The following is a 14712-nucleotide window of genomic DNA, read 5'->3' as shown; positions in this document are numbered from 1 at the left end:
TTTTTCTATCATGCGATGCCACTCACCAGGAGAATCAGACAATGACCGAACGCGACCGCCAGTACGATATCCAGATCGGCGACGATGCTTGGATCGAGTTCATCAGCCTTGACGGCCGCTATGAGCAAGCCGTCGATATCGATGGCCTGCTGGACGGCCTGTGGCCGCTGCTCTGCCGCCTGGAAACCCATTGCGCGGCCGGCTGCTGCGGCGTGGATGCCTTCGATTTCACGCGTGCAGGCATCGCCGCGGCACTACTTGAGCTTGACCGCGCGCAACTGCGTGCCGCCTGCGCGCAAGCCCGCGGTGCCGTGGCGGCGGCCGCCAGCGACGTCTTCACGAGCAACACGATGAATCACGTGGCCGACAAACGCGTGTTTCTGCAATTGCTCGAACATATCGATCGCTGCCTTGCGGGCCCACAAAGGACCTGACCGGCAAGCCAGCCGCGCCAACATCGGCGATAATACTGGCTCACACCACTCTTTTCTTTTATTTATGCGCGACATCATTGCCGGATTTCTACGTTTCCAGAAGGAAGTCTTTCCTGAACGCCGAGAGCTGTTCAAGACATTGGCCACGGGACAGACGCCCAAGGCCTTGTTCATTTCCTGCTCCGACAGCCGGATGGTGCCGGAACTGGTGACGCAGCGCGAACCTGGCGAACTGTTCGTGATCCGCAACGCGGGCAACATCGTGCCCTCGTTCGGCCCGGAACCGGGCGGCGTGAGTGCGTCCGTCGAATTCGCGGTGGCGGCCCTGCAGGTGACGGACATCGTCATTTGCGGCCATTCCGATTGCGGCGCGATGAAGGCCATCGCCACCTGCACCTGCCTCGATCACATGCCGGCAGTCAAGAACTGGCTGCGCCACGCGGATGCGGCGCGCATGATCAATGAATCCGTCGAGCATGCCACGGAACAGGACCGCATCGACGGCATGGTACGCGCCAACGTCGTGGCACAACTCAACAACATCCGCACGCACCCCTCGGTAGCCTTGGGCATCACGCAAAAACGCCTGACCCTGCATGGCTGGGTGTATGACATCGAAAACGGTTCGCTCGACGCGCTCGACGAGTCCACCGGCCAATTTGTCCCGCTGGCGGAACATCCGGCCTCGAAGCTGTAAGCGCAGGCTCTCCCCGTCAGGCGCAACATGGCGCTTGACCTTGTCCAGGCGGGAAGGTGCAAGGTAGCGGTACTCAAGGAGATTATCGTATGCCAACCATCACCGTATTACCCCATCCCGAGCTGGCCCCCGAAGGCGCCGTCTTTGACGCGCCGCAAAACATGAGCATTTGCGACGCCTTGCTGCTCAACAAAATAGACATGGAACACGCATGCGGCCAGGTCGGCGCCTGTTCCACCTGCCACGTGGTCGTGCTACAGGGTTTCGACTCGCTCAACGCACTGGGCGACAATGAAGAAGACATGCTGGACCAGGCCTGGGGTTTGCAGCCCCAGTCCCGCCTGTCGTGCCAGGCGCGCGTGAGCGGCGCGGATCTGACGGTGGAACTGCCCAGATACACGCTCAACCACGCCAAGGAATAGTCCCCGGCGCGCTTGCCCTACTGCCCTAGCTGCTTACCACATGATCACGCGCTGCTCGGGCGGCAGGTACATCGGGTCGCCCGGCTTGATGCCGAAGGCCTCGTAGAAGCCGGGCTGGTTTTTCACCGTGCCCTTGGCGCGGAATTCGCCCGGCGAATGAGGGTCGCTCTTGATCTGCGCGATGGCCGCTTCCGGGCGCAATTTCGCGCGCCATTTCTGCGCGAAGCCGATATACAGGCGCTGTTCGCCCGTCAAGCCGTCGAGCACGGGCGACGGCTTGCCGCCCAGCGAACGCTGGTAAGCCTTGTAGGTGATCGACAGGCCGGAATTGTCGCCAATGTTTTCGCCCAGGGTCAGTTCGCCATTGATATGGTAGCCAGGCACGGGGCTGTAGGCGCCGTATTGCTTGACGAGCCCGGCCGCCAGGGCCTTGAAGGCCGCGCGGTCTTGCGCCGTCCACCAGTTGCGCAAGCGACCCTTGGCGTCGTACTGGCTGCCGGAATCGTCGAAGGCATGGCTGATTTCATGGCCGAAGGTGATGCCCAGCAAGCCGTAATTGACGGCGTCTTCCGCTTTCACGTTGAAGAATGGCGGCTGCAGGATGGCGGCCGGAATCGTGATCGCATTGAGGGCCGGGCTGTAGCTGGCGTTGACGGTTTGCGGCGTCATCGACCATTCGTCGCGGTCGACCGGCTTGCCCAGCTTGGCCAGATTCTGCTGGCGGCTCCACGCGCGCGCGGCGCGCACGTTGGCGATCAGGTCGTTCGGCCGCGTCTGCATGCTGCCGTAGTCGCGCCAGGTATCCGGGTAGGCGATCTTCGGCTTCAAGGCGGCCAGCTTGAGCTGGGCTTCCTTCTTGGTTTCCGGGCCCATCCAGTCGAGCTGCTCGATGCCATCCTTGAACGAGGCAACGAAATTGTCGAACATGGCCATCACGCGGGGCCGGGTTTCCGGCGGCAAATACATTTCCACGTAGCGCTTGCCGACGGCGTCGCTGATGGCGCCATCCGTGAAGCGCAGCGCCAGTTGCCACTGCGGTTCGCTTTGCGGCACGCCGCGCAGCACCGTGCCGTCAAAGGCGAAACGCTCCTTGACCGTGGCGCTGTCCAGGTAGGGGGCATAGCTTTCGATGATGCGCCAGTTCAGGTAGCTTTTCCACGCTTGCAGCGGCACGGCGGCCACGCTTTCGGCAAAGCCTGTCATGAAGCTGGGCTGGCGCACCACGGCCGAAGCGGCTTTCGGCGCCAGGCCGGCGGCGGCAAAATAGGCGTTCCAGTCGAAGGCCGGCGCCAGCGCCGCGAATTTATCGAAATCGACGCGGTTGTACGATTTGACGGGGTCGCGCATCTGCACGCGCGTCCACTGCACCGCCGCCAGCCGCGTTTCAAGGTCGAGAATTTGCGCCGCGTGGTCGGCGGCGGCCTGGTCGCCGCTCATGGCCAGCATGGTTTCGACGTGCTTGAGGTATTTGGCGCGCACGGCTTGCAACTTGGCGTCGTCCTCCTTCAGGTAGTAATCGCGGTCAGGCAAGCCCAGGCCGGACTGGCTGATGTTGACCGTGTACTGTTCGGGGTCTTGCGCATCGGGCGCCACATAGGCGGAAAACGGCGTGGCGACGCCATTCCCCTGCAGGTAGGCGAACAGCGCCGGCAGGTCTTTCTTGTCTTTCATGCCAGCCACGCGGGCCAGTTCGGCCTTCAAGGGCTTGAAGCCGGCCGCATTGCGCGCCTTCTCGTTCATGAAGCTCGTGTACAGGTCGGCGATCTTGTGCGCTTCGCTGCCGGGCTTGCCAGGGTTCTTGACGGTGGCGTCGATCAGGCCGCGCAACTGGCCCTGGGCGATTTCGCGCAATTCGATATACGTGCCCCAGACGGATTTGTCGGCCGGGATGTCCGTATTGCGGGTCCACACGCCGTTGACGTAGCCATAGAAGTCGTCCCTGGGGCTGACGGCCGGGTCCAGGGTTTTCAGGTCGATGCCGGAGACGGGTGCGGTCGCATTGCTAGCCTGGGCGTACAGCGACGGCGAGGATAAGGCGAGCAAGGCGCAGCAGGCGGCGCTGATGAGTGAGCGTTTCACGAAGAGTCCCTTAATTATTTTAAAAACATGTTGGAGAACATGCTGTGTCAAGGCATGAAAGGCCGGATTATAGACGGCCTGCCTGCCGCGCAACAATGTCGGTTGAACAACTCCAGTGCACCGATGTTCGCTGTGGCACGTCTCAAGCCCGCGCCGATGATCGGCCAATGTTACCATCTAGCAATAGCCATACCTGTCGCTCGCCACCTCTTTTTGCCTGGCTCTTGGACTGGAGAAGTTTGATGCAGGAATGCAGATTCAATATTTTCGGCACGCTGATTGCCATCCGGGGACATCAAGGAGCATGGCGCGCCTTCTATCTCGGTGCGGAAGGCAAGCGCCGGCCCGCCGATTTCATCATTCCCGACGATATTGGCGCCGATGCGCTGTGCGAATACCTGGCGGACCTGTTCCATGAAGAGGCGACGCCGCGCAACCACGCGGCCACGCAAATCACCACGCCCCCATTCCGGGCCTAGCTTCTTTCCAGGCCTGGCTTCTTATTTCACCGGCTCGAACGTCACCGTCAGCCCGTTGCCCGTGGTCCTGATCTGCGTGGGCACGAATTGCACGCCCGCATAGCGCAGCTCGTCAGGCTTGAAGGTGTAGATCGGCGTTTCGTGCATGAGCTGGTCGGCCACCAGGCTGGCCACCTTGGCGAACTGGCGCTGCTGCGACTCGTCCATGCCGTCGATGGCCACCTTGTCCACGCTCGCTTCGCTCAGGTAGACGGCATTGCGCCGGGGGTCGAGCACGAGGCGGCCCGACATGGCCAGGCTGCCGCGCCAGCTTTGGCGTATGAATGGCGGCAAGACGCTGGCATCCACGCTGAGGGCGACTCTTTCGCGCTCGGGCTGCAGCGACAGTTGCGGATGCGTCAGCTTGACGTCCAGCACGGACAACACGCGCTTGTCGATGGGAAAGCGGCGCTCCAGGCCTTGCTGCATCTTGCTCAGCGACACATTCACGTCACGCGGGCCGATCAGGGTGGAACACGCCGCCAGCACGCCGCAGGCCAAGGCGGCGATGGCGGCGGTTTTCAGCAAGGGACGGAAAGCGGTCACGGTCATGGATAGTCTCGGTGGAAAGATGGCGCCATCTTACACATGGCCCCGCTTCAACACAAATGGCGCCCGGCTTGCGGCGGGCGCCGTTTTTTTTACGTCAACGTCTTATTAATGCACAAACAGGGCGATCAGTATGACGATGGGCAATGGAATGCCCAGCAGCAGCAAGAGGATGGAACGCATGGCAGACTCCTGGAGTGAGATGGTGGGGGTTCAGATGGTGACGTGGCGCAGCACGCGCTCATGGTCGCGCTGCCGGCCGCCGAACGTAGCCGCCAGGCTGGCCACGAAAGCGCCCAACAGCAAGGCGACGAACATCCACAGCGCCGTGTGGGCGCCGGTCTTGCGGGCCGTCTCGGCCGCTTGCTGGGCATGCGCCTTGGCATCGGCGGCGGCCTTGGCGACGCGGGCGTAGACGGCGTCGACGCGCGCTTCCGCTTCGGCCTGCGTCAAGCCCGTGCGGCTGGCCACGACCTGGCCCAGGTAGGCGCGGTCATCGGCGGCCAGGCTGCCCGTGGACAGGCCAGTGGCGAAGATCTTGCCGATTTCCACGCGCTGGTCGGCTGTGCTGGCATTGCCCATGGGCGCCGCCAGGGTGCCGGTGCCGGCGGCAGGCGCGCCGCGCAACAGCATGTCCGAGAAATAGTCGAGCGGATTGGCTCCGCCCTCGCCCGCCTTGGCGCCAGCGGCGGCGCCCGCTCCTACGGCCGGGCCCACTGCTGCCGCCACGCCGCTGCCCGCGTCGATGGCGCCGCTCAGCACGGCGCGCGTGCCGCCGGCCAGCAGGGCGACGGTGAGCAAGGTCGCCACGGCCCAGGCCAGCAAGCCGTGCGCCGTATCGCGGAAATGCACCTCATCCGTGTGGATGGCACTCCATTTCACGCGCAGCCGGCCCGCCATGTAGCCGCCGATGCCGGACGCGGCCAGTTGCATGAAGGCCAGCCAGGCGATGGTCGACACGCCGATGGCCGTGGCGTTGAACGACCACGGCGACACGGACGACAGGCCCAGGCCCACGCCGAGTATCAACAGGATGAAGGACAAGGAGGCTGCGGCGGCCGCGCCCGCCAGCACGGCGCCCCAGGAGACGCCCGGGTTGTTCAAGTCCGAGACGGACAGTTGTGTAGCTTGCATGGAATTCTCCCTGTTGACTTGATTGAGTTGCTGGGAGAAGCATGCCGTGCGGGCGCCGCCCCGTATGTGCGACGCCATACACAATCTTGATATTTAGTTACTGTCTATTTGATGCCGTGATGGCTCATCAGGTCGTACAGGGTGGGCCGGCTCACGCCCAGCAGCTCGGCCGCGCGGGCGATATTGCCGTCGGCGCGCGCCAGCGCGCGCACCATCACCCTGTATTCGGCGCCTTCGCGGGCCTGGCGCAGGTTCAGCGGCTCATCCTGGACTGCCGCCTGGGCGCTGGCGGGCAAGCCCAGGTCGTCGGCGGCGATCTGCGGCCCGTCGCACATGATGACGGCGCGCTTGATGCAGTTTTCCACTTCGCGCACATTGCCGGGCCAGCCATAGCTTTCGATCAGCTGCAGCGCGCCGGTGCTGAAATGCAGATTGCTGCGGCCTTCGCTGGCGCAGAACTTGTTCTTGAAATGTTGCGCCAGCAAGGTGCAATCGCCGGCCCGCTCGCGCAAGGGCGGAATGCGCAAGACAATTTCGCTGAGTCGGTAAAACAGGTCTTCGCGGAAACGCCCCTGCTCCGCCAGCACCTTCAGATCCTGATGCGTGGCGCACACGATGCGCACGTCGACGGCGATCTCGGCGCGTCCACCGACCCTTTCGATGACTCTTTCCTGCAGGAAGCGCAGCAATTTCGCCTGCAGCGCCATCGGCATGTCGCCAATCTCATCGAGAAAGAAGGTGCCGCCGTGGGCCAGCTCGATCTTGCCCAGGGTTTGCCGTGCGGCGCCCGTAAACGCGCCCCGCTCATAGCCGAACAGCTCGCTTTCCAGCAGGTTGTCGGGGATGGCCGCGCAATTGATGGCAACGAAACGCTGCGCATGGCGGCTCGACAGCGCATGCAAGCCCCGCGCGATCAGTTCCTTGCCGCTGCCCGAGTCGCCCAGCAGCATCACGCTGGCCGACGAGGGCGCCACTTTTTCCACGCTGCGGCACAGCTTGAGCATGCCCGGATCGCGGCTGATGATGCCCGCCAAGGGCGAGTCCGCCTGCGTCTGCAGCATGCGGCGGTTTTCCTGCTGCATCGCGTGCAAGTAAAACGCGCGGGCGATGACCAGGCCCAGCATGTCGGCCTCGAACGGCTTCTGGTGAAAATCGTAGGCGCCCAGCGCGATGGCTTTCAAGGCATGCGCGCGCTCCTGGTTGCCCGAAAGAATGATGACTTTCGTGTCCGGCGCCAGCGCGAGGATTTGCTGCAGGGTGGCCAGGCCTTCCGTGGCCCCGTCGGGGTCGGGCGGCAAGCCCAGGTCCATCGTCACGACGGCCGGCTGGTGGCGCCGCACCAGCGCCAGCGCCGCCTCGCGCTCGCCCGCCAGCAAGACCTCGTAGCCATCGAAACTCCAGTGCAACTGCTTTTGCAGGCCGGGATCGTCTTCGATGACCAGCAGTTTTTGCTTGCCCATGTCCCCCCACTCCTTTGCTATGCCGCATGCAGCGGCAGGATCACGCGAAACGTCGTGCCCACCTGCGGCGCGCTGCGCACTTCCAGGCTGCCGCCCACTTCGCGCAGGTATTCGCGGCTCTCGAACACGCCGATGCCCATGCCCGCCGTCTTGGTGGTGTCGAACGGTGTGAACAACCGTTCGCGGATGAATTGTTCGCTCATGCCCTGCCCCGTGTCGTCGAGCTCGACGACGGCCGTATGCTGCTCGCGCCGCAGCCGCACGTCCACCTTGCCATCGCTGGCCGTCGCCTCGATGGCGTTCTGGATCAAGTGCCCCAGCACCCTTTCCAGGCGCGCGCGGTTGGCCAGCACCATCAGCTCGCCGTCGACGATTTCCAGGCGCGGCGCCGGCGCCAGGCTGGCCTTGGCCGCCACGGCCTGGCGCAGCAAGCCGTCCAGCAGCAGCGGCGCGGGCGCTTCCGGCGCCTCGCCGCGCGCCAGTTTCTGCAACAAGGTTTTCATCTTCTGCACGGAATGCTCCAGGGTGCCCAGCATGTCTTCCTGGAAAGCGGGATTGGCGCGGTGCTTTTCCGCATTGCTCAATAGCAGGGACAGCTGGAACACGAGGTTTTTCAAGTCGTGCACGATGAACGTGGACATGCGGTTGAACGAGTCGAACTGGCGCGCCACCGTCAGGGTGTCGAGCGATTCGCGGTGCGCCAGGTAGCTGGCGGCCTGGCTGCCGGCAATTTTCAGCACGTCGCGGATTTCCCAGTTCAGGCCGATACGCGTGCGGGGCCGCGCCAGCGCGACGAAGGCGAACAGCTGGCCATGCAGCATCAGGGGCACCAGCAGCCACACGTCGGGCAGCGCCAGCAGCGCGGGCGGCAACAGCAAGCCGCCATACTGGCGCGGATTGTGCTGGCAATCAGGTACGTCGATCACCCAGTGCCGCGCTTCCAGGAACTGGCACAGGGAGCCGGACGCCGGCTCGCTCCACGTGCACGGCGGCCAGTTCCAGCTGGCGGCCGGGGCGAACTGTCCCTGTTCGCGCAAGATCCACAAGGCGCCCGCGCGGCTTTCCACCAGTTGCGCCATGGCCTGTATCGTGCGCTCGCCCAGCGCCGGGCCATCTTCCGACAAGGCGCGCGTAAATCGCAGCCATTCCTCGCGGTAATCAAAGATGGCATTGTAAAAATGCTTGTTGATCGTCACCTTCAGCTTGGCGCGCAGGCTGCCCGAAAACAGCACGCCCGCCAGCAGCAGCGCCGCGCCGCCCAGGTAAGCCATCTGCATCAAGGAACCCCAGGTGCCGCCGAAATAGCGCAAATAATAGGCGCTGGCCGCCATGGCCAGCAGGTAGATGGCCGAACCGAGCAAGGCGGCCGAACGGTACAGCATCTGGCGCGAGACGGACAGCCCCAGCGCCCAGCCCGGATTGCGCGCGGCCGACACGGCCAGCAGCGGCGCGCACAGCGCGTCGACGATGCCGCGCGCGGCCCAGATGTCATCGTTGACCGTGCGAAACAGCAAGGCGTCGCTGTACAGGTAAAAATCATAGGCGAACAGGCCGCCCACGCCCAGGCAAGCAAACTTGATGCCCCAGCGTTTTAACGGCGGCGTGTTGCGGTACCACTGTTCCACCAGCAACATACCCAGCACGGCCAGCAGCAAGCGGCAGACGCTGGCGATGAAACGGGCCGGCAAGGGCAGCGCCAGCCAGGACGAGGCCATGGAGAGCAGCCAGGGCGCCAGCGCCGTGAGGGCGATGCCGGCCAGCACCAGGCGCAAGCGGGGCCGCGACGGTTCGATCAACAGCAACAGGAATACCAGCCAGGCCAGGGTGCGCAGCAACTCGAGCGCGTCGCCTGCCAGCGCGATGCGCTGCCCCAGCAGCACCAGCACCACCGTGCCCGTGGCCCAGCCGCCCGTCGCCAGGCAAGCGACCAGCAAGGCGCGCACGTTCTGCCGCGCGCGCCAGTTGCTGATGAGCAGCAGCGCCAGCGAGAAGAAGGCCAGCGACGCCAGGCCGTGGCTGAGGGCCGCCGCATCGGCCGCCGCCAGCCAGTCCGACTGCGCCCGTATCATCGGCTGCCCTTGCCAAACAGCACCACCTGCACCGTGTCGAGCAGGATCAGCAAGTCGAGGAACAGGCTGTTGTTTTTCACATAATACAAATCGTACTGCAGTTTTTTCACGGCGTCGTCGACGGAGGCGCCATATTGATAGCGCACCTGCGCCAGGCCCGTGATGCCCGGCTTGATGCTGTGACGAATGTTGTAGTACGGCACCTGCTGCTTCAATTGCTCGACAAAATACGCGCGTTCGGGGCGCGGCCCCACGAAACTCATCTCGCCGCGAAACACATTGAGCATCTGCGGCAGTTCGTCGATGCGCAGCTTGCGGATCAGCTTGCCCACGCGCGTGATGCGCGCATCGTTGTCCAGCGCCCAGATGGGCTTGCCATCGCGCTCGGCGTCGCAGCGCATGCTGCGAAATTTCAGCACATTGAAGGGCAAGCCGTCGCGCCCCACCCGCTCTTGCTGGTAAAACACGGGGCCGCCGTCTTCCAGGCGGATGCACACGGCCGTCACCAGCATCACGGGCAGCGCGGCCAGACAGATGACGCTGCTGGCGGCCAGGTCGAACAGCCGCTTCGAGGCGGCGCGGAAAAAACTCTGGTCGAAGCCGCCGCCATAGATCAGGTAGCTCGGCTGCAAGGAATCGATGCGAATCTGGCACGCTTCGCGCTCGAAGAAGGTGGCCGCATCGATCACCTTGACGCCGCCCAGCGCGCATTCCAGCAGTTGCTTGACGGGAAACGCGCCATTGCGGCGGTCGCTGATGGACACGACGATCTCATGCGCCGCATGGCGCTGGGCCATGGCCAGCAGCGAAGGTTCGGCCGGTAGCAAGGCCGAGGCCGGCACACAGCATTGCTCGCCAGCCACCGCGATGCAGCCGACCACCGTAAACTGGTGGAATCCGATCTTGCTGGCCGCCAAGTCCATGCACTCGCGCGCCAGCGCCCCGCCGCCCACGAGGATCAGCCGGCCTTCCATCAGCGCCGATTGCGAGGACTTGAACACCACCAGGCGCGCCAGCAACACGCCGATGGCGCCCAGGCCGAAGATCAGCACGCCGCCACGCCCGAAATGCAAGGAAGGAATAAAGCGGATCAAGACGCTGAGCACGGCAAAACCCAGCGCGAACGACGGCAGGATGCGCAACAGGGTGTTGCGAATGTCTTCGCGCGAGCGGTGCTGATACATGCCCAGCGCGCTCATGCTGAAAACGATGACCAGGGCAAAGATCGAGGACGACAAATACACCTCGCTCGCTCGCACGAGGCGGCTGCCATCGGCCAGCCACAGCAGGGAGGTCAAGGTGGCCGACAGCAGCAGGATCATGATTTCCAGCAACAGCAGGATAAACGCTGTTTTCGACACATAATGGCTGAAGATGCGGATCATGGTTCCTCCTGCGGCAAAGGCACCACGCCGCACACTGGGCGGCCTGCTGCTGTCCTGCCATGATGGCGAACTGTTCCGCGAAGACATTGATGCGCCACAAGCTACGGCCCCAGCTATCTTTCGCTTGCAGAATTTATCTCAACACATTACCGATTGATGTGAAATGGACTATAGTATGCTTCCCCTGAAAAAAGATAAATGTCATGAAATTTGATGTAGCGATTGTCGGCAGTGGCCTGGCGGGTTTATCGGTTGCACTGCATTTAGCTGAGACGCGCACCGTCGCGATCATTTCCAAACGCGCGCTGCAGGATGGCGCCAGCAACTGGGCGCAAGGCGGGATCGCGGCCGTGCTGGACTCGGGCGACAGCCACCAGCAGCACATCGAAGACACCCTGGTCGCGGGCGGCGGCCTGTGCGACGAAAGCGCCACGCGCTACATCGTCGAGCACGGCCGCGAAGCCATCGAATGGCTGATCGAGCAAGGCGTGCCGTTTACGCGCGACGCCTCGGCCGAACTGGGTTTTCATTTGACCCGCGAAGGCGGGCACAGCCAGCGCCGCATCATCCACGCGGCCGACGCCACCGGACACGCCGTGCAAGTGACCCTGGAAGAAAAGGTGCGCGCCCACCCGAACATCAGCCTGTTCGAACACCATTGCGCGATCGACCTGATCACTTCCGACAAGCTGGGCATGAAACCCACCCAGCGCAACGCCCAGCCCCATTGCCACGGCCTGTACGTGCAGGATGAGCAAACGGGGAAAGTCCTCACCTTTGCCGCCGAGCACACCGTGCTGGCCACGGGCGGCGCCGGAAAAGTATACTTATATACAACGAATCCCGACACGGCCAGCGGCGACGGCATCGCCATGGCCTGGCGCGCCGGCTGCCGCGTGTCGAACATGGAATTCATCCAGTTCCACCCGACCTGCCTGTACCACCCTTACGCGAAATCCTTCCTGATCACCGAAGCCATCCGTGGCGAAGGCGGCTTGCTGAAATTGCCGCCCGAAGCAGGCGCGGCCGCCGGCACGCGCTTCATGCTGGCGCACGACGAGCGGGCCGAACTGGCGCCGCGCGACGTCGTGGCGCGCGCCATCGACTTCGAAATCAAGAAACGGGGGCTCGACTACGTGCACCTGGACATCAGCCACAAGCCGGCCGACTTCCTCATCGAACACTTCCCGACGATTTACGCGCGCTGCCTGGAACTGGGCATCGACATCACCAAGCAGCCGATTCCCATCGTGCCCGCCGCCCACTACACCTGCGGCGGCGTCGTCACGGATCTGTCCGGCCGCGCCGACTTGCCGGGGCTGTACGCGGTGGGCGAGACGGCCTGCACGGGTCTGCATGGCGCCAACCGCCTGGCGTCGAACTCCTTGCTGGAATGCATAGTCATCGGCCGCGCCTGCGCGCAGGATATCGAAAGCAAGGAAAAGCTGGGCACGCCATATCTGCCCGACTGGGACGAAAGCCGCGTCACGGATGCGGACGAGGAAGTGGTGATTTCCCACAATTGGGACGAGCTGCGCCGCTTCATGTGGAATTACGTGGGCATCGTGCGCACGACCAAGCGCCTGGAGCGGGCCCAGCACCGCATCGCCCTGTTAAAAGAAGAAATCGACGAGTACTACCGCAACTTCCGCATCACGCACGACTTGCTGGAACTGCGCAACCTGGTCGACGTGGCCTCGATGATCGTCAACAGCGCCCTCTCCCGCCGCGAAAGCCGCGGCCTGCACTTCAGCCGCGATTATCCGGAAACCTTGCCGAAGGCGATAGCCAGCGTGCTGACGCCGCCGCACCGCTAGAGTGCAACAAGCGCCTTCTCATTCCGGAAGCTGGCGCATTGTGCGATGAATCATTGCGGTGTTCCGCCATTTGCCAAAAGCGGCGCCGCTGCAGGCAGCGTGCTGTTGAAGGGGCGAAATCGGCCATCACTGGACATAAAGTGTAGGTGCCAAGGACCCAAAGCTTCGCTACGCTGTGCGCCTCCCTGTAGGTGACTTTGGTGTGGTTTTGCTCGTCCTATTTGCTCTATCTGTCTATGCAGCTTGGGCGATTAATGGGAAATACTTCCACAGCTACGGTTGGCCGCGCATCGGATGGGACAACACAGTCTGGCTTGTTGGGGAGTGCTTTTTCTTTGCTTGTTGGCTGTATAGGAAAGTGGCGTTTGGTGCGCCGATAAGGCTAGCCCTTCGACGACTGTCCGCTGTGGGGCGGAACCTGGTAACGACGGCAACCGGCCTATTGTGTTGAAAAACGCGGACACGTTGACATTTAAATAGAAATTCTACCAGCCTAGACTGGCCAGAACCGCCGCTGTTGAAAGATCACCGACTGCTTGGATGTCTGAGACCTCCCGAAATTGTTGCCACTCGACTTCTTCAACACAATAGGCCAGTAGCAGACATTCGGCAGAACGAAGCTTCAGCCACTATAAGATAAAGCAGAATGCGATTAGCAGCACATTACTATGTAGAGTTCGAGACCTTAGGGAAAAAGCCAACTCAATTGGAGTTCAGTTCCCTTAGCGAGGATGATGTTCTGACGTTCTCGATTGTCAATCTGAAGCCTGAATCGGGCCTTTTTGTCGCGTGCCTCGGCGACGGCATCGACTATGGCAATTTTATAATTAAAGTAGATGCACAAGGTCGAGCCACGGTACAAGCACACGAGCATCGAGGCTTTTTTGTGGATGGATTGACCGTCGAGACTGCAATAAATGCACTGAAGTACTGGTTGCCGTTGCAGGTGAGAACACCTGAAATCCAGTGGATGGGCCAATGATTCATCACTAAATTTAGACGGCATTCGGCCAGAAGCAGACGGTGCTCAATCGGAAATAACACAATGGAAAAGCACAGCGTTCGAGTCCAAATTGATTTCAAGGCTCATCGAGAGGGCGGCCGTGCAACTGCGACTGACCTTTGTTCAGGCATTTATCGTCCGCATCTTCGTGTCGGGCAGGGCGAATATTTGGGAGTCGCGATGTTCCATGGTCCCCGAGACTTTGTTATGCCTGGCGCTTCTGCGTGCGCTGACGCGGTCTTGATGTTTCAGCCCAATGTAGACTATTCACCCCTCATCTGTGGGGTAGTATTTGAAGTATTGGAGGGCGCGCAGGTTGTCGGCACAGGAAAAGTTATTTCTGAGTAGGTGGCCACCTTCAAGACTTCTATCGGCCAAAAGCGGCCGTTAAATTAATCGAGAAAACATGGAAAATATTCTTCGCCACATTCACGAGGGACACTCCCAGGTCATCGCAGAGCTCAATGCCGCATTCACTGTTTATGGCGCGTCAAGAAGTGAGTTCTCCGACAGTTTTTCGAAAGAAATTGTGGAGAGATATCTTGCGGGTTCGATTGACTTCGACATTGCTGATTGTGCGATGAATGCACTGTCCGCCTGGACGCCACTTGAAGATTTTCCTTCCTACTCTTGGGCGGTGTACCAAGCCTTTGATGAAGGCGAGTATTTGCATCCAGGGCAAGTAATCGGTAGCAATGAAGATTTATATACTCGTCCTTTGCTGCGTAAAGCAATGTCGGATTTCCATCCTCTGGACTTCAGCTAGCGGCCAAAAGCTGCCGTTCGCCGCTAACCCAAATCTCTCTTTATTCCGCAGAAAGTTACGATAAAAAAATCAGTAATTGCTGGCACAATCGCAATTTTCGTATGCATCATTGCTCTTTCACTTTGGGTGAATAAAAGTTCTCTTGGTGTCTCGGTGATGAGTCTGTTTGGGGTGAAGTAACAAGCCGAGGTTTTTATACTACTTGAAGGACTGCTTTGGGGCGGAACCTGGCAACGACGGCAACCGGCCAGAAGCAGACGTACCACCTATACTTTCCCTCGGATTAAACTCGTAACATGAACCAAGATCCATCTCCCTACCTAGCGATGAAGCAGCGCGGCGCTTCTGCCGAGGAGGTATATCGGAAGGCCCGGGAAGA

General features: G+C 61.8%; 13 protein-coding genes. 7 read left to right on the top strand and 6 right to left on the bottom strand.

Annotated features, from left to right (window positions below):
• Positions 1-41 precede the first annotated feature (41 nt).
• The 3 genes from J0O65_RS21815 to fdx all read left to right on the top strand — a co-directional run bounded on the left by J0O65_RS21815 (position 42) and on the right by fdx (position 1553).
• Positions 42-434, top strand: a complete 393-nt coding sequence (locus J0O65_RS21815; protein WP_215409283.1) for a DUF6331 family protein — start codon at positions 42-44, stop codon at positions 432-434.
• Between the two features lie 64 nt (positions 435-498).
• Positions 499-1131, top strand: coding sequence for a carbonic anhydrase (locus tag J0O65_RS21810; RefSeq protein WP_152253890.1), 633 nt, complete (start codon positions 499-501; stop codon positions 1129-1131).
• An 89-nt stretch (positions 1132-1220) separates the two neighbouring features.
• Positions 1221-1553: an ISC system 2Fe-2S type ferredoxin gene (fdx, locus tag J0O65_RS21805; RefSeq protein ID WP_215409282.1), complete on the top strand. Its 333-nt coding sequence runs from the start codon at positions 1221-1223 to the stop codon at positions 1551-1553.
• Positions 1554-1586: 33 nt separating this feature from the next.
• Here the strand turns inward: fdx and J0O65_RS21800 are convergent, their stop codons facing one another.
• Positions 1587-3632, bottom strand: coding sequence for a M13 family metallopeptidase (locus J0O65_RS21800; RefSeq protein WP_215409281.1), 2046 nt, complete (start codon positions 3630-3632; stop codon positions 1587-1589).
• A 242-nt stretch (positions 3633-3874) separates the two neighbouring features.
• Here J0O65_RS21800 and J0O65_RS21795 point away from each other — a divergent pair, with 242 nt between their 5' ends.
• A complete protein-coding gene (locus J0O65_RS21795) occupies positions 3875-4111 on the top strand; it encodes a DUF7661 family protein (protein WP_215409280.1) in 237 nt (78 codons plus the stop codon).
• 21 nt (positions 4112-4132) lie between these two features.
• Here J0O65_RS21795 and J0O65_RS21790 read toward each other — a convergent pair whose 3' ends face one another.
• The 5 genes from J0O65_RS21790 to J0O65_RS21770 all read right to left on the bottom strand — a co-directional run bounded on the left by J0O65_RS21790 (position 4133) and on the right by J0O65_RS21770 (position 10747).
• On the bottom strand, positions 4133-4702 hold the full coding sequence (locus tag J0O65_RS21790) for a DUF1439 domain-containing protein (RefSeq protein ID WP_215409279.1): 570 nt from the start codon (positions 4700-4702) through the stop codon (positions 4133-4135).
• A 210-nt stretch (positions 4703-4912) separates the two neighbouring features.
• On the bottom strand, positions 4913-5833 hold the full coding sequence (locus J0O65_RS21785) for a hypothetical protein (protein WP_215409278.1): 921 nt from the start codon (positions 5831-5833) through the stop codon (positions 4913-4915).
• 104 nt (positions 5834-5937) lie between these two features.
• Positions 5938-7293 carry a PEP-CTERM-box response regulator transcription factor gene (prsR, locus tag J0O65_RS21780; protein ID WP_215409277.1) on the bottom strand — a complete coding sequence of 452 codons (1356 nt, stop codon included), beginning with the start codon at positions 7291-7293 and terminating at the stop codon, positions 5938-5940.
• A 17-nt stretch (positions 7294-7310) separates the two neighbouring features.
• Positions 7311-9362 (bottom strand): XrtA/PEP-CTERM system histidine kinase PrsK, encoded by a 2052-nt coding sequence (gene prsK / locus J0O65_RS21775; RefSeq protein WP_215409276.1) that lies wholly within the window; start codon positions 9360-9362, stop codon positions 7311-7313.
• Positions 9359-10747: a TIGR03013 family XrtA/PEP-CTERM system glycosyltransferase gene (locus J0O65_RS21770; RefSeq protein WP_215409275.1), complete on the bottom strand. Its 1389-nt coding sequence runs from the start codon at positions 10745-10747 to the stop codon at positions 9359-9361. The genes prsK and J0O65_RS21770 overlap by 4 nt, the downstream gene beginning before the upstream one ends.
• Before the next feature lie 203 nt (positions 10748-10950).
• On the opposite strand from J0O65_RS21770, the gene nadB reads away from it, so the two are divergent.
• The 3 genes from nadB to J0O65_RS21755 all read left to right on the top strand — a co-directional run bounded on the left by nadB (position 10951) and on the right by J0O65_RS21755 (position 14333).
• Positions 10951-12564 (top strand): L-aspartate oxidase, encoded by a 1614-nt coding sequence (gene nadB, locus J0O65_RS21765; protein WP_215409274.1) that lies wholly within the window; start codon positions 10951-10953, stop codon positions 12562-12564.
• 646 nt (positions 12565-13210) lie between these two features.
• Positions 13211-13546 (top strand): hypothetical protein, encoded by a 336-nt coding sequence (locus tag J0O65_RS21760; protein WP_215409273.1) that lies wholly within the window; start codon positions 13211-13213, stop codon positions 13544-13546.
• Positions 13547-13973: 427 nt separating this feature from the next.
• On the top strand, positions 13974-14333 hold the full coding sequence (locus tag J0O65_RS21755; RefSeq protein WP_215409272.1) for a hypothetical protein: 360 nt from the start codon (positions 13974-13976) through the stop codon (positions 14331-14333).
• The last annotated feature ends 379 nt before the right edge of the window (positions 14334-14712 follow it).

The sequence above is a fragment of the Janthinobacterium sp. JC611 genome (genome assembly GCF_018682595.1).
Taxonomy (GTDB): domain Bacteria; phylum Pseudomonadota; class Gammaproteobacteria; order Burkholderiales; family Burkholderiaceae_D; genus Janthinobacterium.
This window is presented reverse-complemented; position numbering and strand designations above follow the sequence as displayed.